General features: G+C 66.2%; 21 protein-coding genes. 12 read left to right on the forward strand and 9 right to left on the reverse strand.

The window, feature by feature from the left end:
* Positions 1–80 precede the first annotated feature (80 nt).
* Together WT60_RS00430 and WT60_RS00435 are read left to right on the forward strand one after the other, a co-directional pair.
* A complete protein-coding gene (locus WT60_RS00430; RefSeq protein ID WP_038750079.1) occupies positions 81–557 on the forward strand; it encodes a lytic transglycosylase domain-containing protein in 477 nt (158 codons plus the stop codon).
* A 292-nt stretch (positions 558–849) separates the two neighbouring features.
* Entirely contained in the window at positions 850–2,169 is a 1,320-nt protein-coding gene (locus WT60_RS00435) for a GTP-binding protein (protein WP_060356252.1), read from the forward strand.
* Between the two features lie 101 nt (positions 2,170–2,270).
* On the opposite strand, the gene WT60_RS00440 is transcribed toward WT60_RS00435, so the two are convergent.
* Positions 2,271–2,549 (reverse strand): HU family DNA-binding protein, encoded by a 279-nt coding sequence (locus tag WT60_RS00440; RefSeq protein ID WP_010100512.1) that lies wholly within the window; start codon positions 2,547–2,549, stop codon positions 2,271–2,273.
* A gap of 390 nt (positions 2,550–2,939) precedes the next feature.
* On the opposite strand from WT60_RS00440, the gene mnmC reads away from it, so the two are divergent.
* From mnmC to WT60_RS00465, 3 genes are all read left to right on the forward strand, one after another.
* Entirely contained in the window at positions 2,940–4,904 is a 1,965-nt protein-coding gene (gene mnmC / locus WT60_RS00445; protein ID WP_038750085.1) for a bifunctional tRNA (5-methylaminomethyl-2-thiouridine)(34)-methyltransferase MnmD/FAD-dependent 5-carboxymethylaminomethyl-2-thiouridine(34) oxidoreductase MnmC, read from the forward strand.
* 731 nt (positions 4,905–5,635) lie between these two features.
* Complete coding sequence (locus WT60_RS00460) at positions 5,636–6,850, forward strand: cation:proton antiporter (protein ID WP_038750088.1); 1,215 nt, start codon at positions 5,636–5,638, stop codon at positions 6,848–6,850.
* 44 nt (positions 6,851–6,894) lie between these two features.
* The gene (locus tag WT60_RS00465) at positions 6,895–8,010 is read left to right on the forward strand and encodes a YbdK family carboxylate-amine ligase (RefSeq protein ID WP_038750091.1); all 1,116 of its coding nucleotides are present in this window, start codon (positions 6,895–6,897) and stop codon (positions 8,008–8,010) included.
* A gap of 297 nt (positions 8,011–8,307) precedes the next feature.
* Here WT60_RS00465 and WT60_RS00470 read toward each other — a convergent pair whose 3' ends face one another.
* A complete protein-coding gene (locus WT60_RS00470) occupies positions 8,308–8,571 on the reverse strand; it encodes a diguanylate cyclase (protein WP_081989731.1) in 264 nt (87 codons plus the stop codon).
* Between WT60_RS00470 and WT60_RS00475 the strand changes: the two genes are divergently transcribed.
* The 4 genes from WT60_RS00475 (at position 8,524) to WT60_RS00495 (ending at position 12,056) form a co-directional block, all read left to right on the forward strand.
* Positions 8,524–9,165: a helix-turn-helix domain-containing protein gene (locus WT60_RS00475; RefSeq protein WP_060356253.1), complete on the forward strand. Its 642-nt coding sequence runs from the start codon at positions 8,524–8,526 to the stop codon at positions 9,163–9,165. The genes WT60_RS00470 and WT60_RS00475 overlap by 48 nt on opposite strands.
* A gap of 39 nt (positions 9,166–9,204) precedes the next feature.
* Positions 9,205–9,915 carry a glutamine amidotransferase gene (locus WT60_RS00480; protein ID WP_038750096.1) on the forward strand — a complete coding sequence of 237 codons (711 nt, stop codon included), beginning with the start codon at positions 9,205–9,207 and terminating at the stop codon, positions 9,913–9,915.
* Positions 9,916–10,097: 182 nt separating this feature from the next.
* Positions 10,098–11,210 carry an NADH:flavin oxidoreductase/NADH oxidase gene (locus WT60_RS00485; protein ID WP_059577912.1) on the forward strand — a complete coding sequence of 371 codons (1,113 nt, stop codon included), beginning with the start codon at positions 10,098–10,100 and terminating at the stop codon, positions 11,208–11,210.
* 327 nt (positions 11,211–11,537) lie between these two features.
* Positions 11,538–12,056: an SET domain-containing protein-lysine N-methyltransferase gene (locus tag WT60_RS00495; RefSeq protein ID WP_038750102.1), complete on the forward strand. Its 519-nt coding sequence runs from the start codon at positions 11,538–11,540 to the stop codon at positions 12,054–12,056.
* 386 nt (positions 12,057–12,442) lie between these two features.
* Here the strand turns inward: WT60_RS00495 and WT60_RS00500 are convergent, their stop codons facing one another.
* Positions 12,443–13,909 (reverse strand): sensor histidine kinase, encoded by a 1,467-nt coding sequence (locus tag WT60_RS00500; protein WP_059577916.1) that lies wholly within the window; start codon positions 13,907–13,909, stop codon positions 12,443–12,445.
* A 116-nt stretch (positions 13,910–14,025) separates the two neighbouring features.
* Positions 14,026–14,718: a response regulator transcription factor gene (locus WT60_RS00505; protein ID WP_004195796.1), complete on the reverse strand. Its 693-nt coding sequence runs from the start codon at positions 14,716–14,718 to the stop codon at positions 14,026–14,028.
* Between the two features lie 120 nt (positions 14,719–14,838).
* Here WT60_RS00505 and WT60_RS00510 point away from each other — a divergent pair, with 120 nt between their 5' ends.
* Entirely contained in the window at positions 14,839–15,069 is a 231-nt protein-coding gene (locus tag WT60_RS00510; protein WP_038750108.1) for a DUF3717 domain-containing protein, read from the forward strand.
* An 82-nt stretch (positions 15,070–15,151) separates the two neighbouring features.
* On the opposite strand, the gene WT60_RS00515 is transcribed toward WT60_RS00510, so the two are convergent.
* Entirely contained in the window at positions 15,152–15,457 is a 306-nt protein-coding gene (locus WT60_RS00515; RefSeq protein WP_038750241.1) for a 4a-hydroxytetrahydrobiopterin dehydratase, read from the reverse strand.
* 83 nt (positions 15,458–15,540) lie between these two features.
* The gene (phhA, locus tag WT60_RS00520; protein WP_059645303.1) at positions 15,541–16,434 is read right to left on the reverse strand and encodes a phenylalanine 4-monooxygenase; all 894 of its coding nucleotides are present in this window, start codon (positions 16,432–16,434) and stop codon (positions 15,541–15,543) included.
* A gap of 140 nt (positions 16,435–16,574) precedes the next feature.
* Here phhA and WT60_RS00525 point away from each other — a divergent pair, with 140 nt between their 5' ends.
* Entirely contained in the window at positions 16,575–17,066 is a 492-nt protein-coding gene (locus WT60_RS00525) for an Lrp/AsnC family transcriptional regulator (RefSeq protein ID WP_004195800.1), read from the forward strand.
* A gap of 78 nt (positions 17,067–17,144) precedes the next feature.
* On the opposite strand, the gene WT60_RS00530 is transcribed toward WT60_RS00525, so the two are convergent.
* The 3 genes from WT60_RS00530 to WT60_RS00540 are packed head-to-tail and all read right to left on the reverse strand — an operon-like array spanning position 17,145 to position 19,016.
* A complete protein-coding gene (locus tag WT60_RS00530; protein ID WP_038750114.1) occupies positions 17,145–17,675 on the reverse strand; it encodes a class IV adenylate cyclase in 531 nt (176 codons plus the stop codon).
* Between the two features lie 57 nt (positions 17,676–17,732).
* On the reverse strand, positions 17,733–18,107 hold the full coding sequence (locus WT60_RS00535) for a hypothetical protein (protein WP_145986705.1): 375 nt from the start codon (positions 18,105–18,107) through the stop codon (positions 17,733–17,735).
* Positions 18,108–18,116: 9 nt separating this feature from the next.
* A complete protein-coding gene (locus tag WT60_RS00540; protein ID WP_038750119.1) occupies positions 18,117–19,016 on the reverse strand; it encodes a LysR family transcriptional regulator in 900 nt (299 codons plus the stop codon).
* Between the two features lie 140 nt (positions 19,017–19,156).
* On the opposite strand from WT60_RS00540, the gene WT60_RS00545 reads away from it, so the two are divergent.
* Entirely contained in the window at positions 19,157–20,683 is a 1,527-nt protein-coding gene (locus WT60_RS00545; protein ID WP_060356272.1) for a CoA-acylating methylmalonate-semialdehyde dehydrogenase, read from the forward strand.
* Positions 20,684–20,875 lie beyond the last annotated feature (192 nt).

Consider the following 20,875-nt stretch of genomic DNA (forward strand, 5'->3'; position numbering starts at 1 on the left):
CTAGGATTGCCCTGTCAGAAACGTGTGGGTAGGTTTGCGGCAAAATCAGCAAGCTCAACTAAGCTATTTCTTCTCCTTCAATGATCAATCGGTTCGTTCTTGTCGCGATGTTTGCCGCCGGCGCATGGTTCGCCAGCGCACCCGCACGCGCCGACTGTTACGACGAAGCCGCGAAGTATCAGAAGGTGAATCCGCTGATCCTGCGCGCGATCGCGTGGCAGGAATCGCATAACCGCCCGGACGCGCTCAACAAGAACACGAACGGCTCAATCGATTACGGCCTCATGCAGATCAACTCGATCCATCTGCCGACGCTGTCCCGCTACGGAATCACGAAGGGCACGCTGATGGAGCCTTGCAAGAACGTCTATATCGCCGCATGGCATCTGCGCCGCAAGATGGACAAGTACGGCAACACCTGGCAAGCGGTGGGCGCCTACCATTCGGAATCGCCTTCGCTGCGCGACAAGTACGCGAGGCAAATCGCCGACATTCTGGTTCGATGGAAGCTGATGCCCGCGCCTAGCGCGCGGGATACGCAGAACGCGCAGCGCTGAGCACGCGGCCGAACGAACGGCCCGGCAATCCGCAGCCAAGCCGCGCCCGAGCAAGCCCAACGCCGCGCCAGCCGCCTCGCGATCGCATCGCATGCAAGAATTTCCGCCCGTTTCGCTCGCGCTTCACGCATCATGAAATCGCCGCCGCCTTGCCGCCGCGCGCGGCCGGCTATCTATATTTGATGCACAATGCGGCTTTCCCGCCGCCCGTCGGCGCCGGTCGCCCGCCGGTGCCGCCCCGTTTTTCGGGGCGCGGCGGCCGCTCCCGCTTCTTTCGTTGGTGCGCACCGCAATGAATCAGCCGTTGCCCGTCACCGTGCTGTCCGGCTTCCTCGGCGCCGGCAAGACCACGCTGCTCAATCACATCCTCGCGAATCGCGCCGGCCTGAAGGTCGCCGTGATCGTCAACGATCTCGCCGCCGTCAACGTCGATGCGACGCTCGTGCGCGACGCGGCCGAACTGTCGCACGTCGAGGAACGCCTCGTCGAAATGTCGAACGGCTGCATCTGCTGCACGCTGCGCGACGATTTGCTCGTCGAGATCCGCCGCCTCGCGGCCGAAAACCGCTTCGATGCGATCCTGATCGAATCGACCGGCATCGCCGAGCCGATGCCGATCGCCGAGACCTTCACGTTCGTCGACGACGACGGCTCGACGCTCGAGGACGTCGCGCGCCTCGACACGATGGTCACCGTCGTCGACGCGTTCAACTTCCTGCGCGACTACGCCCGCGACGACGCGCTCGCGGAACGCGGCCTCGCCGCGACCGACGAGGACGACCGCACGCTCGTCGAGCTGCTGATCGAGCAGATCGAATTTTGCGACGTGCTCGTCATCAACAAGGCGGATCTCGTTGACGCCGACGCGCTCGCGCGCCTGCAGCGCATCCTCGCGAACCTGAATCCGCGCGCGCGGCAGATCGTGAGCCGCTTCGGCGACGTGCCGCTCGTCGACGTGATCGACACGAAACTCTTCGATTTCGACGCAGCCGCGAGCGCGCCCGGCTGGCTCGCGTCGCTCGAGCATCGGCATGACGACGACGAAGACGAGCACGGCCAAGGCAATGGGCACGTGCATGGCGAAGCCGACGAATACGGCATCGGCCACTTCGTCTATCGCGCGCGCCGGCCGTTCCATCCGGAGCGGCTGTGGACGCTGCTGCACGAAGAGTGGAAGGGCGTGCTGCGCAGCAAGGGCTTCTTCTGGCTCGCGACGCGCAACGACATCGCCGGCTCGCTGTCGCAGGCGGGCGGGGTGTGCCGGCACGGTCCGGCCGGGCACTGGTGGGCGGCGCAGGACCGCGCCGAATGGCCGGAACAGGGCGACGAACTGTACGACGAGATCGTTGCCGACTGGCACGGCGACCTCGCCGATACGTCGATCGGCGATCGCCGACAGGAACTCGTGATGATCGGCGTCGGGCTGGATGCGCCCGCGTGGCGCGCGAAGTTCGATGCGTGCCTGCTCACCGACGCCGAATGCGCGCAAGGCAAGGATGCGTGGGCAAGCTACGCGGACCCGTTCCCGGCGTGGGACGTCGACGATCATGACCACGCCCATGACCACGATCACGATCACGGCGACGACGCCGAAATCGTCCACCGCCACTGATCGTCAAAGATTGAAAAAGACAATGCGGCGCGGCAAAAAAGCCGCGCACAAAAGAAAAAACCCGCTGGAACCAGCGGGTTTTTCGTTCGCGAAAGCTCGTTTCAGCGCTTGTTCACTGCGTCCTTGAACGCCTTGCCCGCCGTGAACTTAACCGTCTTGGCTGCCGGGATCTTGATGGTCTCGCCCGTCTTGGGATTGCGGCCGGTGCGCGCTGCGCGCTTGCCCGAGCCGAAGCTGCCGAAGCCGATCAGTTGAACTGAGTCGCCTTTCGACACAGACTTCTTGATCACTTCGAGGAGCGTGTCCAGCGTTTCGCCGGTTTGAGCCTTGCTGGCGCCCGTCTGGGCGGCGACGGCGTCGATCAGTTCCTGTTTGTTCATTAAGGTTCCTTTCCAGGTTAGGTTGACACGAACAGCGCGAACGCGCCGATTATACGTGCGCGAACCGTGCCGTCTATAGTGTGTGGCAACGGCACAGCGCAAAGTATTGCGCCGCGCAACGCACCGCCGGGTTTGCCTCCTGGCAGCTCCGCGATACGGCGCTTGCTATGATAGCGCAGCGCAAACCCAATAACGACAAGGGTTTCAAAGATTTTCGAGCGAATTTTGTCGAGTTAGACGCGTTCCGCGCGGGTTTCGAGTCGCGCCAACCGGCTTCGCCGCTGCCCGGCCGAAGCCCGCGCGTGGTTTCGTTGGATTTTGCCAACGCCAGGCGGGACGGGGCTCACGCGGCGGTTCGCCGCAATTTCGCCGCCTTCTTTTTTGTTTCGCATGCCCGATCGAATCGTTCCGGCGACGCTCGTCTTCCGCGAAGACGGCACCGTCGTCTCGCCGCTCTACGGCGACATCTACCATAGCGCGGCCGGCGCGCTTGCTCAGGCCGACCATGTGTTCATCCGCGGCAACGACCTGCCGAAGCGCTGGCAGCACGAGCAAACTTTCACGATTTTCGAGACAGGATTCGGCACCGGCTGCAACTTTCTCGCGACGTGGGCCGCGTGGCGCGCGGACCCGTCTCGCTGCGAGCGGCTTCACTTCGTGTCGGTCGAAAAGCACCCGTTCGCGCGCGACGATCTGCGTCGCGCCGCCGCGCATATCGTTGCATATACAACCATTGAGCCGCTCGTCGACGAACTCGCGAACGCGTGGCCCGCGCTGACGCCAGGCGTGCATCGCCTCGAATTCGACGGCGCCCGCGTAACGCTCACGCTCGCGTTCGGCGACGCGCTCGACGTGCTGCCGAATCTCGTGCTGCGCGCAAACGCGTTCTATCTCGACGGCTTCGCGCCGACGAAGAACGCGGATCTATGGTCGCCCGCGATCTTCAAATCGCTCGCGAAACTCGCCGACGACCATGCGACGTTCGCGACGTACACGAGCTCGGGCGCAGTCAAGCGCGCGCTAGACGAAGCGGGGTTCGCGTGTCGGAAAGTTGAAGGCTTCGCGGGCAAGCGCGCGATGCTCGTCGGCGAATTCGCGCCGCGCTGGCGCGTGCGGCGCCATGAGCCGCCGCGCGCGCTCGACGTCGGCACGCGCGATGCGCTCGTGATCGGCGCGGGGCTCGCGGGATGCGCGGTCGTCGAACGGCTTGCGGCGCGCGGCTGGCACGTGACGCTCGTCGAGCGGCGCGAACGGATTGCGAGCGAGGCGTCCGGCAATCCCGCCGGCGTGTTCCATCCGATGATCGCGCGCGACGACAACCTCGCGTCCCGACTGTCGCGCGCCGGTTTTCTGCATGCGCTCGGACGCTGGCGCGCGCTCGAGCGCGCCGGACACGCGTTCGCGCGCAGCACGCGGGGCCTCGTGCAGCTCGCGACGTCGGACGACGAATTCGAGCGGATGCGCGACACCATCGATGCGCTCGGCGTGCCGGCGGAGCTCGCGGCGGCGCTGTCGCGCGACCAAACGCGAGCGCTGCTGCAAACCGAGGTCGCGCACGGTGGCTGGTGGTTTCCGCAAGGCGGCTCGATCAGCCCCGCCGCGCTCGCGGCCGCGCAGTGCGCGGCGGCCGGCGAACGGCTCGTGCGCATCGCCGGCGTCGAAGTCGCGCGGCTCGAGCGCGGCGGCGACGGCCGCTGGCGCGCGCTCGACGCATCGGGCGCGACGCTTGCACAGGCGAGCGTCGTCGTCGTCGCGAACGCGGCCGACGCCGCGCGCGTCGCGGGCCTTCGGCACGCACCGACGCAGCGCGTGCGCGGCCAGTTGACGCTGCTGCCGCCGGGCAGCGCGCCCGCCGTGCCGCTGCCCGTGATCGGCGACGGCTACGTCGTGCCGCTCGCCGACGGCGTCACGCTGACGGGCGCGACGTACGAGCCGGACGATGCCGACACGGCGCTGCGCGAAGCGGGCCATCGCGAAAACCTCGAACGGCTCGAGCGGCTGCTGCCCGCTTTTTCCGCGACGACGCTCGACGCGCGCACGCTTGCGGGGCGCGTCGGCTTTCGCTGCGTCGCGAGCGACCGGCTGCCGCTCGTCGGCGAGCTGCCCGACGAAACGGCGGCCGCGCGCAATGCGGCTGCGCTCACCGGCGCGAGGCTGCGCGACGTGCCGCGCGCGGCTGGCCTGTACGGCGCATTTGGCTATGGCTCGCGCGGGCTCGTCTGGGCCTCGCTCGGCGCCGAGCTGATCGCCGCGCAGATCGAAGGAGAGCCGTGGCCGCTCGAACGCGAGCTCGCCGAAGCGATCGACCCGGCTCGCTTCCTCGTGCGCGCATTGCGTCACGGGCGCGCCGACTGACTCATCGAAACCGGCTCACTATCTGGACAACCGAGCGCTTTTGCGCGACGTGCGGCCGAAGAAATTTCTCGACCTCGCCACAGAAACGCGAGCCGGTTATCCACGCAACCCTGTGGATAACCAAGCGAATTCCCCGCTCGTTCACTGTGCAACCGATGTGGACGTAAACGGGGTAACTACGCGCCACCGCACAGACCCGAAAAAGTTGATCATCGAAACTCTGTGCGGACAAACAGGCTGTGCATTCGGTTATGCGCACCGCAAGTTCCTGATCTGTCGACGTAAACGCTGGTTGTCCACAGAAAAACGGGCGCTTTGTTAACTCTTACTATGTATGTATACAGGTTTACCTCAGGATAAAGACGCTAGCCTCCTGCGGTCGGCCAACCGTTTGCCCGATTTCGGTTCGGACCGTAATAGCTGTGGCACAATCGGTCTCCTTCACGCACGTCATGGCACGGCGCCATGCTTGCATCAACGGAACGGTCGGCTCGAATTCGGATCTGAGGATTTGAGATCGCGCTGCCCATTCGCACACGCCAGGCCGACCCAGATCGGCTGCAGGCCCGACTGACCGTCGCACCCTTTTCAGCGACGCGGGCTTACCCCATGTCCTAGCGGTCGTACAGAACAACGAACGACGGGGCAACCACTCATCCAGCGCGCATCATTCGCTCGACTCGCTCGATCCGCGTCGCCGGAGGTTGCCTTCCAAAGGAGAAGTCACCACGATGAAGTCAGCGTTCTCGTTTCTACCCAACTGGCCGCTCGCCCCGGATGCGATCTTCTGGGCCGGCTTCGCGCTCTTCGCAGCAGGCCTCTGCGGCGAGCTCTGCTATCGCGCATGGCGCCTGCCGCGCATCACCGGCTACGCGGTGATCGGCCTCATCGCAGGCTCGTTCGGCTTCGGCGTGATCGATGCGAGCACCGACGACACGTCGCGGCTCCTCGTCAACGTCGCGCTCGGGCTGCTGCTGTTCGAACTCGGCAGCCGGCTCGACTTGCGCTGGATTCGCCGCAATCCGTGGCTCATCGCGTCGAGTCTCGCCGAGGCGACGCTCACGTTCGTACTCGTGCTCGCGGTGCTGCTGCTTCTCAAGGTGCCGGGGATGATCGCGCTCGTGCTCGCGGCGATCGCGATCTCGACGTCGCCCGCGATGGTGATCCAGCTGAAGACCGAATTGCGCGCGGAAGGGCAGGTGTCGCAGCGGCTCATCACGCTCTCCGCGCTCAACAGCGTCTACGCAGTCGTGCTGACGAAGCTCGTCACGAGCTGGCTGCATCAGGAAGCGTACGGCAACGTGTTCGCGACGATCCTGCAGCCGATCTATCTGCTCGCCGGCTCGTTCATCGTCGCGTATCTGTTCGCTCGTGCATGCAATTATCTGTTCAGGCACGTCGCCGCGACGATGCGCGACGAGCATTCGTTCGTCGCGCTGTTCGGTCTCGTCGTGCTGGCGATCGCGGTTGCGCAGGTGCTCAAATTGTCGACGATGCTCACGCTCTTGCTCGCCGGCATCATCGTGAAGAACCTCGAGGCGCGCCCGCAGCTCTGGCCGGAGCACTTCGGCACGGCCGGGTGGCTGCTCACCGTGATCCTGTTCGTGCTGACGCTCACGTCGTTCGCATGGCAGGACATCGTCGCGGGCGGACTCGTCGCGGGCGCGCTGATTGCGACGCGCTTCGTCGCGAAGCTCGTCGGCGTGCTCGCGTTCGCGAAGCCGAGCGGCCTCGGCGTCAAGCAGGGCGTTGCGCTCGGCTTCTCGCTCGTGCCGATGTCGGCGCTCGCGTATCTGCTCGTCGACGATACCTACCAGCTTTACCCGAATTTCGATCCGCGCCTGCGCGCGGTCATCATGTGCTCGATCGTCGTGCTGCAACTGATCGGGCCGCTTGTCGTCTATCGCAGCCTGTCGGCCGTCGGCGAACGGCGTGACGCCACCTGATCCGCGCGTTCGACGCTTCCCGTCCCGTTATCCGGAACCACGCCATGGCACTCGAAACCTTTGTCAATTCCGAACCGTTCACGTTCGGCATCGAGCTCGAAATCCAGATCGTCAATACGCACAACTACGATCTGACTAAAGCGTCGTCCGACCTGATGCGGCTCATCAAGGATGCGAAATTTCCCGGCAACATCACGCCGGAGATCACCGAAAGCATGATCGAGCTGTCGACGGGCATATGCCGAACGCACGATCAGGCATTGGGCGAACTGCACGCGATCCGCGACACGCTCGTCAGCGCGGCCGACCAGTTGAACGTCGGTCTCTGCGGCGGCGGCACGCACGCGTTCCAGCAATGGAGCGAGCGGCAGATCTTCGATGCGCCGCGCTTCCAGTACATCTCCGAACTGTACGGCTATCTTGCGAAGCAGTTCACGGTGTTCGGCCAGCACGTGCACATCGGCTGTCCGGACGCCGACAGCGCGCTGTTCCTGCTGCATTCGATGTCGCGCTTCATTCCGCACTTCATCGCGCTTTCGGCGTCGTCGCCGTACGTGCAGAACGTCGACACCGGATTTCATTCTGCACGCCTGAATTCCGTGTTCGCGTTCCCGCTGTCGGGCCGCGCGCCGTTCGTGCTCACCTGGCAAGGCTTCGAGGAGTACTTCACGAAGATGGTGAACACGGGCGTCGTCAACAGCATGAAGGATTTCTACTGGGACATCCGCCCGAAGCCCGGCTACGGAACGATCGAGGTGCGCGTGATGGACACGCCGCTGTCCGTCGACCGCGCGGCCGCGATCGCGTGCTACATCCAGACGCTCGCACGCTATCTGCTGATCGATCGGCCGCTCAAGCTGTCGGAGGACGACTATCTCGTCTACACGTTCAACCGCTTCGAGGCGTGCCGCTTCGGACTCGAGGGCACCTGCGTGAATCCGCAGACGGGTGAGCGCCGGACGATCGCCGAGGACATCCTCGACACGCTCGAGCGCATCGCGCCGCACGCGGCGGCGCTCGGCTCGCGCGCGGCGCTCGACGAGATCGGCGCGCTCGCGAAGGCGCGCGTGAACGACGCGTCGTGGCTGCGGACGATTTTCAAGCAGGAAAAATCACTGAACGAAACGGTTCGCCAGCAATGTCTGCGGTGGCGGGAATGAAAAATAGTTTTTCAAATCTTCGCAGCCGGCGAGCACAGGTTTAGGTTTACCTCGACGTATACGTATGTAAACGTAGTAGTAGTTAACAAGCGCCGGCCGATTCTGTGGATAACTTGATATTTCGCCGCAAAGTCAAAGGCCTGTGGCATTGACAACGCTGCGGATCGAGTAAGAATTCCGGCGGATGCGCGGGGACGGAATTTTTTTCGGCGAGCCTGTGCTCCGAGTTGTCAAGAAACGACACACAGTTCATTCCTGTGCTTATTCAGGCGTTATCCACAGATTTGATGGGATAACTTAGCTGTGCGATTTTCCGCTCTCGCTTAGAATGTCGGCTTCGCGGTGGTCGGCGCCGACGGGGGTGCTGAAACCGCGTGCAGGTTCGCGGCGTGTGCCTCGCGGCGAACATGTCGGGTGCGCTCGGCCGGGCGCGCCCTTTTGAGACAGAGATCGAGACCTGATCTCCCCACAAACGGCCGCCTTCATAAGACGGCCGGCAACAGCGAAAAGACTATGAGCGAAGGTGTTTACGGGAACCAGGCTTCGGGGCGAGTGACCCACAGCCTGTTGCGGTTGAGCACGGCTATGCGGAGCCAGGCATGGGATTGGGCGGAAGGCGCGGGGTTGACGCCGACGCAAGGTGAAATCCTCGTGCTGCTGCTCCAACGCAAGGGGCCGATGCGTCTGGGCGAGATTGCGCGCGAAACGCAATTGACCGCCGCGACGACGAGCGATGCGGTGAGCACGCTCGAGTACAAGGGGCTAGTCGAGAAGCGTCGCGCGCTGGACGACGGCCGCGCGCTCGCGGTGCGCTTGAGCGCGCGTGGCCGCGCGGCGGCGAAGAAGGCGCTGCAGTGGCCCGACTTTCTGTCGAAGGCGGTCGGCACGCTCGGCAGCGACGAGCAGGGCGTGCTGTATCGCGCGCTGTTGAAAACGCTGCGCGAACTGCAGGTCAACGGCGACATTCCGCCGCACCGGATGTGCGTGACGTGCAAGCACTTCCAGCCGGGCAAAGCGGCGCGTAAGCCGACGTACCGTTGTTCGCTGCTCGATCTGACGATGACGGACAGCGACCTGCGTCTCGACTGCGCGGTGCACGAGGAAGCGGACGCTCTGACGCAGAAGAAGACCTGGAAGCTCTTCGCGCAGGCGTGATGCGCGTCGGGCGGCCGCCTGTTCTCGCCGGAGGCGCTGATGAACGCTGAAGCCGTTGCGATTCGCCACGTGCATTTCGAGGACCTCGGGAGTTTCGAGCAGGTGCTCGGCGAGCGCGGCCGGCGTGTGCGGTACGTCGACGTCGGCGGTTCTCGCGTCGAGGCGCTCGACCCGCTGGAGCCGTCGCTGCTCGTCATGCTGGGCGGGCCGATCAGCGCGTACGACGACGAGCTGTATCCGACGACGGCGCCGCTCACGGCGCTCGTCGGCAAGCGAATCGAGGCCGGCTTGCCGACGCTCGGTGTCTGTCTCGGTTCGCAGCTGATCGCGCGTGCGCTCGGCGCACGCGTGTATCCGGCCGCGACGAAGGAACTCGGCTGGATGCCGCTCACGCTGACGGACGCGGGGCGCGCGTCACCGCTGCGCCATGTCGACGGCGCGATCACGTCGATGATGCATTGGCACGGCGACACGTTCGACCTGCCGGCGGGCGCGATCCATCTCGCATCGACGCCGACGTGCCGCAACCAGGCTTTCTCGTGGGGCACGCACGTACTCGCGCTTCAATGCCATCCGGAGATCCGCGCGGACCGCTTCGAGCCCTGGCTGATCGGTCATGCGGGCGAGATCGCGGCAACGCCCGGGACCGACGCGAAACGATTGCGCGAGCAGACTGCGCAGCTCGGCCCGACGCTCGAACGCGCCGCGCGTGCGATGTTCGGCGAGTGGCTCGATTCCGTCGGGCTGTAGGGCCGCCGCGCTTGGCCGTTTTCGGCCGCGCGTATCCGAGCGAATGCGGCAGGTGCGAGGCGCGCTGCCGATCGCGGTACCGTTTCCGTCCAGTTCCATTCCGCGCGTCATGGCGCTCGCGGCAAGCGTGCGCGCCGCGTGCTAACCTCGGTCGCTCGACTTCCCACGTGAGAGCGGCTGCCATGAGCGCGTTGTTTTCTCCGTTCACGCTGCGCGGCGTGACCCTTCCCAATCGCATCGTGATTTCGCCGATGTGCCAGTACTCCGCCGAAAACGGCGAGGCGCGCGCATGGCACATGATCCATCTCGGTCATCTCGCGCTCTCCGGGGCGGGGCTCCTCTGCATCGAAGCAACGGCGGTCGAGCCCGATGGCCGCATATCGCCCGCGGATCTCGGTTTGTGGAGCGACGCGACCGAAGCCGCGCTCGAACCCGTGCTCGCGGCGGTCCGCAAGTATTCGCCGATTCGAGTCGCGATGCAGATCTCGCACGCGGGGCGCAAGGCGTCGAGCGACGTGCCGTGGAACGGCGGGCAGTTGATTCCCGTCGACCGGGGCGGCTGGCAGCCGCATGCGCCGTCCGCGATTCCGCATCGGGACGACGAGCCGCCGCCGCTCGCGCTCGATGCGGCCGGGCTCGAACGCGTGCGCCGAGCGTTCGTCGAATCGGCGAAGCGTGCGGCGCGTCTCGGCATCGATGCGCTCGAAGTGCACGCGGCGCATGGCTACCTGCTGCATCAATTTTTGTCGCCGCTCGCGAATCGCCGCACCGATGCGTACGGCGGCTCGCTCGAGAACCGGATGCGCTTTCCGCTCGAAGTGTTCGACGCGGTACGCGCCGCGTTTCCGGACGATCGTCCGGTTGGCGTGCGGGTGTCCGCGACCGACTGGGTGCCGGGCGGCTGGGAGCTCGACGAGACGATCGCGTTCGCGCACGAGCTGAAGCGGCGCGGCTGCGACTGGATCGACGTGTCGTCGGGCGGCGTGTCGCCGCTGCAGAAGATTCCGCTGTCGCCCGGCTATCAGGTGCCGTTTGCTCAGGCGGTCAAGCGCGCGGCCGGCATGCCGACGGTCGCCGTCGGCCTCATCTCCGATCCCGAGCACGCGAATCGCCTAATCGAAGCGGGCGATGCGGACTTCGTCGCGATGGCGCGCGCGATGCTCTATGATCCGCGCTGGCCGTGGCACGCGGCCGCGAAGCTCGGCGCGACGGTCAGTGCGCCGCCGCAGTACTGGCGTTCGCAGCCGCGCGAGCACAAGGCGCTGTTCGGCGACGCGTCGTTCGGCCAGCGTTGAGCTTGGTGCGCGCACTCGGATTCGCGCGAGGCGTGGGCGAGTGATCGGGGAGTGATCGGAGAGTGATGGGCGGGCAGCGCGCCCGCCGGTTCACTCGCCGATTCGCGGCGCACCGTGATTTCCGCTGATTTCGCGCGGTTTCGAGCGTCGAGCGGCTGTTCGATGTTGAACGAAGCAATCCCGAACGTGTAGGATTCGGGTGATTCGCACTCGGCCGACGCACGGCATGCAATGCCGCATGCGTCGCGGCCGACGAAGCGGCGCGAGCGACATGCGATGCGCGGCGCGATCGTTTCAGTTTCAAGTCGTCTTCAAAGGATTCGTTCGATGAGTTCACGCAGGATCGTGGTACGCCGCTCGGGCGTTCACGGCAAGGGCGTATTCGCCGCGGCGCCGATCAAGGCGGGAGAGCGCGTAGTCGAATACAAGGGCGAGCGGATCTCGTGGAAAGAGGCGCTGCGCCGCCATCCGCACGACCCGAACGATCCGAATCACACGTTCTACTTCGCGCTCGAAGAGGGCGGCGTGATCGACGGCAAGATCAACGGCAACAGCGCGCGCTGGATCAATCATTCGTGCGCGCCGAACTGCGAAGCCGAGGAAGTGGGCGGGCGCGTGTTCATCCATGCGCTGCGCGACATCGACGAGCAGGAAGAATTGTTCTACGACTACGGCCTCGTGATCGATGCGCGCCTGACGAAGAAGCTCAAGCGCGAATACGCGTGCCGTTGCGGCGCGGCGTCGTGCCGGGGCACGCTGCTGGCGACGCCGGAAGAAGACGAAGGCAAGAAAAAGAAGAAGGCAAAGAAAGGCGGCAAGGACAAGGATAAGAAAAAGAAGAAGTGACGCCGCCGCGGTGATGCGATGCGAACGGCGGGCGCACGCCGCGATTTCGTTCGATAGGACGGCCGAATCGAGACGGGCCGTCCCGATATTTTTCGATCCCAACTAATTGGCTCGCGCGCGGCTGCGGAGGTTTGGCGGCGGCGACGCGCGTCGTTGGGCCGAGTCGTCGAGTGCGTTCGAGAACGCGTCGTCCAGCGGTGTCGCGCGCGAATGTTCCTTCGGCGCGCGTTTCGATTGCCGCATACGCGGCCGTGAATCGGGCATTCGGATTCTTCCGAGGGACGACGTGACGCGCATGCGGCGAGCCGCATCGCTCGATCATGCGCATCGCATCCGCACGTCGAACCGCTCGCGCGCGGCACGCGGCCGCACGAGCAGCAGCTTCGTCAGACCGAAGCGGTCGGCGATTCCGACGGACGAGGCGCGGGCGCAGACGGTTTGTCCGCGAGCGGCACCTGCACGACGAAGCGCGAGCCGCCTTCGGGCGCGTCCGAGTACGACACCGTGCCGCCGTGCATCGCGATGATGTCGTGGACGATCGCAAGGCCGAGGCCCGCGCCCGTCTCGACGCCGCTGCCGCTTTGCGCGTCGCCGCGGAAAAAGCGCTTGAAGAGGTCTGCCTGCTGTCCCGCCGGCACGCCGGAGCCGTTATCCTCGACGACGATCTCGGCCGCGGGCATGCCGTCGCCGAGCGCGATTCGCGACACGTCGACCGTGATCCGCGCGCCTTGCGGCCGCGCGAGCGGCACGTACTTCAGCGCGTTGTCGAGCAGGTTCGCGATCACCTCGCGCAGCAGCACCGGATTGCCGCGCACGATGAGCGGCTCGTCGTCGGCGCGGCCGTCGCCACGCTGAAAGCCGAGATCGACGTGTGCGGCGAGCGCGCGCGGCACCCATTCGGCACCGGTTTCGAACGCGAGGCCGGCGAGATCGACGTCGACGAAGCGGGCCGCTTGTTCGCCGGGCTCCGCGCGCGCGAGCGACAGCAATTGATTCGACAGCCGCACCGCACGGTCTGCCGCCGAGCGCAACTCGCGCACCGCGGTCAGCGCCTGCTGCGGATCGCGCGCGATGGCCGCTTGTTCCGCATGCAGCTTGATCGCGGTGAGCGGCGTGCGCAACTGGTGCGCGGCGTCGGCGATGAACTTGCGCTGCGCGTCGAGCGCGGTTTTCAGGCGGCCGAGCAGCGCGTTCATCGCGCTCGTGAGCGGCCGGATTTCGAGCGGCACCTCGGTTTCGTCGACGGGCTCAAGCGACGTGTGGGTCTGCCGGTTCAGCGAATCGGCGAGATGCGTGAGCGGGCCGAGCTGCTGATTGACGACGCGCCACACGATTCCCCAGCCGGCGAGCAGCAGCAGCAGCAGCGGCATCATGATCGCAACCAGGAATTCGGCCGCGATCCGGTAGCGGTAGCGCACCGGCTGCGCAACCTCGACGATCATCGGATTGCCGCTTTCCGTCTGCTCGACGCGCACTTGCGCCACGCGCACCGCCTGGTTTTCGTATTCGGCCTCGAACACGTACGCAACGTGCATCCGGCGCACGCTCGTGCCTTGCAGCGGCAGCTTCGGATCGCCGGCAAGCTCGTGCTCGCCGTCGCTGATCCGGTAGATCAGCTGCTCGGTCGGATCGGAGAACATCGCCTGCGCGAGGGGCGGCACCGTGAACGGCGCATCGGGGCCGGCGATCTGGATCTGTTTCGAGATGGCCGATGCGAGATCGGCGAGCGATCGATCGACGACATGCTGTGTGTATTGCCACGCGAGCCAGTACGCAATGAGGCCGCTCATCAGCGCGAGCATCGACAGCGGCGCGGCGAGGCGGCGCAACAGCGTGCGGCGCAGGCTGGTCACAGCCGGATCAAGGGACATCGCGCGAAAGAAAAAGATAAGCGCCGCTTCGCGAAGCGGCGCGGGTAGGGCGTGCGGCACGCGCGGCCGCGGCGTGCCGCACGCGCGGCGTCAGGCCGTCAGACGCTCGCCGTCTGGCGGATCTCCTGCAGCAGATAGCCGAAGCCGCGCACCGTGACGATCTCGACACGGCACTGCTCGAGCTTTTTGCGCACCCGGTGCACGTAGACTTCGATCGCGGTGTCGCCGAGATCGCCGCCGAAGTGCGTCAGGTGATCCTGCAGCTGCGCCTTGCTGACGACGCGCCCGTGACGCAGCAGCAGCATTTCGAGCACCGCGAATTCGCGCGGCGACAGCTCGAGCGGCTTGTCGTCGTTGAAGATGCGGCGATCGACGCCCGACAGGCGCACGCCGCCGAGCGACACTTCCGGGCGCGGCATGTCGCTGTGCGGGCCGCTGCGGCGCATCACCGCGCGAATCCGCGCTTCGAGCTCCGCGGGCTCGAACGGCTTGAGCATGTAGTCGTCGGCGCCCGAGTTGAGGCCTTGCACGCGATCGTTCAGCTCGTCGCGCGCGGTCAGCACGATGACGGGCGTGTGGCGGTTGGTCTGGCGGAAGCGCGACAGCAGCGTCATGCCGTCGATGCCGGGCAGGCCGAGGTCGAGGATCACCAGCTCGTGGCGATTTTGCGCGAGCGCCTGCTCGGCAAAGATGCCGTCGTGAACCATGTCGACGGTGAAGCCCGCTTGTTCGAGGCTGCTTTGAATGCCGCGTGCGATGGGGCGGTCGTCTTCGATCAGAAGGAGTCGCATGAGATTCGCTCAAGTACAATGGGTTGGCGGTTCAGGCACGCGGGACAGCACGACGCCATTTCCACGAAAACGTCGCATGCCCGGCAACGAGCAGGACAGCCAGCAACGAACATTTCGATCATGTCCGATATTTCGATCCACGAACTCGAAGCCGCGATCAATTTCTGGCGGGCCCGCTCGCCGTCGAGCGGCGACGAACTCGAACTCTGCGAAGAGGCTAGCGCGCTTTCCAAACCGTATGCGTTGCTGATTGTACAGCGCCAAAGTGCGCTGCAACTGGAAGGATTAGACCCTAAAGCACGCAACGCATGGGACTCTTACGTTCGACTTAACAACGGCTTGGAAGGCTGAAGGCTTTCGCTTCATTCAGCATAGAAAACGCTTACTGAAAGCGATACGTTGACGATCCGTTTTCGAATCTCCATCAGGGTAATTACGCAGCCTTTGCGTGCTTGCCCACTTCCTCGATGAAATGCGCGAGCTTGATGTCGCGTTCGGTGAGGCCGTCTGCGTCGTGCGTCGACAGCGTGACGTCGACGCGGTTGTAGACGTTGAACCACTCGGGATGGTGATTCATTTCCTGCGCCTTGATCGCCACGCGCGCCATGAACCCGAACGCCTCGTTGAAATCGGCGAAGCGAAAACTGCGCTGGATCGCGTCGCGGCCCGGGACGGCCGTCCAGTGAGGCAGGCTTTCGAGTTGCGTCTTGCGTTCTTCCGATGTGAGCTTGTGAATCATTTTCATACCTCGTCCGATGGCGGCGCGGCCGAGCCAGTTCGCGCGGCGGCGCGCCGTATCGGCCATTCTTTCATAATTGTTCGTCAGGCGTCTTCATCGGTTGCCCAGCCTTCGCCCGTGCCGCGCGTGAGCACATGATCGCCGTCAAGCACCGCGCCCGCCGCGTGCTCGGGCGCGTCGGCGAGGCGGGCGGCGAGCATGCGCGCGTCGACGTGGGCGAGCGCGAAGAGCTGCGCGAAATCGTCGATCACGAAGTAGGTCTTCTGGAACGTGTCGATTCGATAGCGGGTCCGCATCACGCGTTCGAGATCGAAGCCGATCCGGTTCGGCGCCGCGCTCTCCAGGCTGTAGAGCGTCTCGCCCTTGCTCGACACGATGCCCGCGCCGTAGATTCGCAGCCCGTTTTCGCCGCGCGCATCGCGGATCAGGCCGAATTCGACCGTGTACCAATAGAGGCGCGCAAGGAGCGCGAGCGCGCGCGGATCGTCGGCGACGCCGAGCGCCGCGCGGCCGTACGCGTGCATGTAGTCGGCGAACACCGGATCGATGAGAAGCGGCACGTGGCCGAACAGGTCGTGGAAGCAGTCCGGCTCCTGCAGGTAATCGAGCTGGTCCGGGCGGCGCATCCACCAGGTGACCGGAAACCGCCGGTTCGCGAGGTGCTCGAAGAATACGGCGTCCGGCACGAGGCCCGGCACGGCGACGATGCGCCAGCCGGTCGCGGGCTCGAGCCGGCGGTTTACGTCGGCGAACGACGGCACGCGATCGGCCGGCAGGCCGATGCGCGCGAGCCCGTCGACGAACGCGTCGCACGCGCGGCCGCGCAGCAGCGACGCCTGGCGCGCATGGAGCTGGCGCCACACCGCGTGGTCGGCTTTGCCGTAGCGGGCGAGCGGCTGGTCGATGGTGAAATCGGCGCGGGTTTCGAGGCCCGCGTCGAACTGTTCCTTCAGTTTCGCGGTGACGACGGTGGACATGGTGAACGCTTGCTTCGCATCGGTTGGGATGCCTGCAAGTGTAGGGCGGGACTTGCGCGGATTGGGCGCAAAGTCAGCGGCTATTCGGCTTTAAATGCGATAATCTCGCATTGATACGCAAAATCACGCGGAGAATTTTCATGCTGGAACTCGATCACTTCGATTTGGCGCTGCTCGACGTGTTGCAGCGCTTCGGCCGCGCGACGCATCAGCAGCTCGGCGAGGAAGTGCCGCTGTCGCCGTCGCAGATCGGCAGGCGGCTGCAGCGGCTCGAGGCGGCGGGCGTGATCGACGGCTACCGCGTCGTGCTGCGGCCCGAGCGGCTCGGGCTCGGCGTCACCGCGTTCACGAGCCTGAAGCTCAAGCATCACGGCGATTCGATCATCGAGCAGTTCCAGCAGCAGATCGACGTGCTGCCCGAAGTGCTCGAATGTCATGCGGTGGTCGGCGACGCCGATTATCTGCTCAGGATCGTCGCGCCGGATTTGAACGCGCTGTCGTCGTTCGTGATGAAGAAGCTGATGCGGGTGCCGGGCGTGGACAGCGTACGCTCGAACATCGTGCTCACGACGTTCAAGCGCAACGGGCCGCTGCCGCTCGGCCATCTCGCGTCCGGCGCGCCCGCCGCGTGACGCGGGCGCGGCGCGGCTGACGACAGGCGGCCGGCGGGCGGGCGCGCTTTGCCCGCACGTCCGCCTCGCCGGCGTGCGTTACGCGGCCGGTTCGGCCTGCGCGTTCAGCAGATCGACGTACGCAACCGCGACGAGATCGTCGCTCGACACGCCAAGCTTTTCGAACACCGCGTGCGCTTCCGCGTGGCCGCCTTCCTCGTCGTCGTCCGGCGCAAGCACCACTTCGAGCTCGACGAAGTCGCCCAGGCCGTCAACGCGGTCGAGGTGAATTCGCGTGCGGCCCGCCAGGTAGACGTGCCGCTCCTTTGTCACGATGCCGCGAGTCGTCAGCGCGGTCGCGAGCAGCGCGTGCATTGCGTCCGGGTTCGTCACCGGGCTGCGCGTGTAGTACGACGCCTTCGGGCCGTCCTGGTCGTCGCGCTGATAGAAGATCAGCTCGGCGGGCGTGCCGTCCTCGAAGCGGCGCAGCTTTAACCGGCCGCGCGGCACGTCGTAGAAGAAATCCTGCTGGCGGTAGAAGAGGGGCGCGTCGGGCGCCAGCTCGGCGGCCCGTTCGCGCAGTCGTTCGAATTCGCGCGCGCGGGCTTTGATCTCGATGTTGCGGGCCATGCGGGTCTCCTGTGAAGAGCGTTTGCGGGTCCGGACGAACCATCCAGAAGCCCCATTCTATCGGGGCGCGAGCGCTTTTGACGCGACGTGCAACGGGGCCTGCCGCATTCGGCGGAAACGGCCGCGCGGCGCGCGGCCGAGCCCGGTGAGCGGCGCGCCGTGGCCGGGTACGTCATGCGCAAGGGCGGCGCCGTTTGCGGCGACGCCGCGCGGCACGGCGCGATTCGCGGTGCGGCACGGCACGATTGGGCGCGGCGCGACTTGGTGCGGCCCGGCGCGATGAGTGGGATCGAGCGCGACGGTCGCGGCGCGACATTGCGCCGCAATCACGCGGTTCGACGCCGAAGCGATTGCGCGAGGCGTGCCCTGATTCAATTCAGGTCGCGACCGTGGCGTTCCACCTGTCCAGGTCTTCGCCGCCGCTTCGATCATCAGCGGCGCTCATATCGCCCATTGCTCGTCGATGAGGCGCAGCGCGGCGGCGATCGCGCGCTCGTCGCGCCGCTCGGCGAGCGTGACGAACGTGAGCTCGGCGGGCACGGCGACATGCTCGACGATCGTGAGCGCGTGCGCGTGCGCTTCCCGCAGCGCGACCGAGTCGCGCGCGAGCGTCAGGCCGACGCCCGACTTGACGAGATCGAGCATCGACGTCTCCTGATCGACTTCGGCGACCTTGACGGGCTGCACGAGCGCGTCGGCGAAGCGGCGCGACAGGAGCCGCTGGTGCGCGGACGCGGCGGGCGTCCAGATCCACGGCAGCGCGGCGAGCTCGCGCCACGTGCGCGCGCGCTGCACGCGTTCCTTCCAGCCGGCGGGCGCGAGCACCCGATAGCGGAACTGCGTGAGCGTCACCGTGTGGAAGCGCCCGGCGTCGCGCGGATCGTCTTCTTCCGGCCGGCCGATGTAGTAGCCGACGTCGAGCTCGCGCGAGCGGACCTGATCGAGCACCCAGCCGGACATCCCGTGCCGCAGCGCCGTCTCGATCTGCGGATAGGTTTCGACGAGCCGCTTCAGGAAGCCGCCGAGCCGCAGGAATTCGGGGTCGAGGATCGTGCCGATCCGCAGCCGCCCGCGCACTTCGTGCCGCAGCGCGGCGGCCGCGCGCTTCACGTCGGCCGCCGCGTCGAGCGCGCGCTCCGCGTGCGGCAGCAGCGCCTGGCCGTCGCGCGTGAGCACGAGCCCGCGCGACGTGCGCACGAACAGGCCGACGCCGAGCAGATCCTGCAGATTCTTGATCTGCAGGCTGACGGCGGGCTGCGTCAGATGCAGTTGCGTTGCCGCGCGCGTGAGATTGCCCTCGCGCGCGACCGCGACGAACGCGCGGAGCAGAGTCAGGTCCATCGAGCAATATTAGCGCTGCTTATAACGCAATTGAGCATAACTCATTGGATCGCGAACGGGGCTCGCGGGTACGCTTCTTTCCCGACGCACGCGGCTCGCGTGCGCAGCCGAGCGCGGCGACGGCAAACACGGAGGACGACATGAACGGCAGCACCCATTCGAACGATTCGCGCGTGCGCGCATTGACCCATTTCATCGGCGGTCGCGCGGTCGAAGGCGCGAGCGACCGCTACGGCGACGTATTCAACCCGGCGTTCGGCAACGTGGCGGCGCGCGTGCCGCTCGCCACCGTCGCGGAAGTCGGTTCGGCCGTCTCGGCCGCGGCCGCGGCGTTCCCCGCGTGGAGCGAGACGCCGCCGCTCAAGCGCGCCCGCGTGATGTTCAAGTTCAAGGAACTGCTCGACCGCCATCACGACGAGCTCGCCGAGCTGATCACCCGCGAGCACGGCAAGGTGTTCTCGGACGCGAAGGGCGAAGTGATGCGCGGCATCGAGATCGTCGAGTTCGCGTGCGGGATTCCGAGCCTGCTGAAAACCGATTTCACCGATCAGATCGGCGGCGGCATCGACAACTGGAACCTGCGGCAGCCGCTCGGCGTCGTCGCCGGGGTCACGCCGTTCAACTTCCCGATGATGGTGCCGTGCTGGATGTTCCCGGTCGCGATCGCGTGCGGCAATACGTTCGTGCTGAAGCCGTCCGAGCGCGATCCGTCGGCGTCGATCCGGCTCGCCGAGCTGCTGAAGGAAGCGGGGCTGCCCGACGGCGTGTTCAACGTCGTGCACGGCGACAAGACCGCCGTCGACGCGCTGATCGCACATCCGGACATTGCCGCCTTGTCGTTCGTCGGCTCGACGCCGATCGCCGAATACATTCACACGGAAGCCGCGCGGCGCGGCAAGCGCGTGCAGGCGCTCGGCGGCGCGAAGAACCATCTCGTCGTGATGCCGGACGCGAACCTCGATCAGGCGGTCGATGCGCTCATCGGCGCCGCTTACGGATCGGCGGGCGAGCGCTGCATGGCGATCTCGGTGGCGGTGGCGGTGGGCGGCGTCGCCGACGCGCTCGTCGAGCGGCTCGCCGCACGCGCGAAGACGCTGAAGATCGGCGACGGGATGGAATCCGACGTCGAAATGGGGCCGCTCGTGACGGCCGCGCATCGCGCGAAGGTGTCCGCGTATATCGACGCGGGCGTCGCGGCGGGCGCGAAGCTCGTCGTCGACGGGCGCGATCACGTCGTCGAAGGGTGCGAGAGCGGCTTTTTTCTCGGCGGCACGCTGTTCGATGACGTCGCGACCGACATGTCGATTTACCGCGAGGAAATCTTCGGGCCGGTGCTGGCCGTCGTGCGCGTGCCGGACTTCGCAAGCGCGGTCGCGCTCATCAACGCGCACGAGTTCGCGAACGGCGTGTCGTGCTTCACGTCCGACGGCGGCATCGCGCGCGCGTTCGCGCGGCAGATCCAGGTCGGGATGGTCGGCATCAACGTGCCGATTCCGGTGCCGATGGCGTGGCATTCGTTCGGCGGCTGGAAGCGCTCGCTGTTCGGCGATCACCACGCGTACGGCGAGGAGGGCGTGCGTTTCTACACGCGCTACAAGAGCGTGATGCAGCGCTGGCCGGACAGCATCGCGAAGGGCGCGGAGTTCACGATGCCCGTCGCGAAGTGACGCGAGCGCAACCGATGCACTGACGCTGCCGCGCGCGCACCGCAAAGGGCCCGCGCGCGGTCTATGCTTTAACGGCACGGCACGGCACGGCACGGCACGGCACGGCAGGCACGGCACGACACGACACGACACGACAGCGGGCGCGACGCGCGGCCTGCGCCGCGGCGCGCACGACGGCGGCCCGCGCAAGGA

The organism is Burkholderia sp. MSMB617WGS (genome assembly GCF_001532025.2).
Taxonomy (GTDB): Bacteria; Pseudomonadota; Gammaproteobacteria; order Burkholderiales; family Burkholderiaceae; genus Burkholderia; species Burkholderia savannae.

Bases quoted from the DNA above. Each gene is read 5' to 3' on its own strand.
- WT60_RS00430 (WP_038750079.1), top strand. From the start codon at position 81: ATGATCAATCGGTTCGTTCTTGTCGCGATGTTTGCCGCCGGCGCATGG.
- WT60_RS00435 (WP_060356252.1), top strand. From the start codon at position 850: ATGAATCAGCCGTTGCCCGTCACCGTGCTGTCCGGCTTCCTCGGCGCC.
- WT60_RS00440 (WP_010100512.1), bottom strand. From the start codon at position 2,549: ATGAACAAACAGGAACTGATCGACGCCGTCGCCGCCCAGACGGGCGCC.
- mnmC (WP_038750085.1), top strand. From the start codon at position 2,940: ATGCCCGATCGAATCGTTCCGGCGACGCTCGTCTTCCGCGAAGACGGC.
- WT60_RS00460 (WP_038750088.1), top strand. From the start codon at position 5,636: ATGAAGTCAGCGTTCTCGTTTCTACCCAACTGGCCGCTCGCCCCGGAT.
- WT60_RS00465 (WP_038750091.1), top strand. From the start codon at position 6,895: ATGGCACTCGAAACCTTTGTCAATTCCGAACCGTTCACGTTCGGCATC.
- WT60_RS00475 (WP_060356253.1), top strand. From the start codon at position 8,524: ATGAGCGAAGGTGTTTACGGGAACCAGGCTTCGGGGCGAGTGACCCAC.
- WT60_RS00480 (WP_038750096.1), top strand. From the start codon at position 9,205: ATGAACGCTGAAGCCGTTGCGATTCGCCACGTGCATTTCGAGGACCTC.
- WT60_RS00485 (WP_059577912.1), top strand. From the start codon at position 10,098: ATGAGCGCGTTGTTTTCTCCGTTCACGCTGCGCGGCGTGACCCTTCCC.
- WT60_RS00495 (WP_038750102.1), top strand. From the start codon at position 11,538: ATGAGTTCACGCAGGATCGTGGTACGCCGCTCGGGCGTTCACGGCAAG.
- WT60_RS00505 (WP_004195796.1), bottom strand. From the start codon at position 14,718: ATGCGACTCCTTCTGATCGAAGACGACCGCCCCATCGCACGCGGCATT.
- WT60_RS00510 (WP_038750108.1), top strand. From the start codon at position 14,839: ATGTCCGATATTTCGATCCACGAACTCGAAGCCGCGATCAATTTCTGG.
- WT60_RS00515 (WP_038750241.1), bottom strand. From the start codon at position 15,457: ATGATTCACAAGCTCACATCGGAAGAACGCAAGACGCAACTCGAAAGC.
- phhA (WP_059645303.1), bottom strand. From the start codon at position 16,434: ATGTCCACCGTCGTCACCGCGAAACTGAAGGAACAGTTCGACGCGGGC.
- WT60_RS00525 (WP_004195800.1), top strand. From the start codon at position 16,575: ATGCTGGAACTCGATCACTTCGATTTGGCGCTGCTCGACGTGTTGCAG.
- WT60_RS00530 (WP_038750114.1), bottom strand. From the start codon at position 17,675: ATGGCCCGCAACATCGAGATCAAAGCCCGCGCGCGCGAATTCGAACGA.
- WT60_RS00535 (WP_145986705.1), bottom strand. From the start codon at position 18,107: ATGATCGAAGCGGCGGCGAAGACCTGGACAGGTGGAACGCCACGGTCG.
- WT60_RS00540 (WP_038750119.1), bottom strand. From the start codon at position 19,016: ATGGACCTGACTCTGCTCCGCGCGTTCGTCGCGGTCGCGCGCGAGGGC.
- WT60_RS00545 (WP_060356272.1), top strand. From the start codon at position 19,157: ATGAACGGCAGCACCCATTCGAACGATTCGCGCGTGCGCGCATTGACC.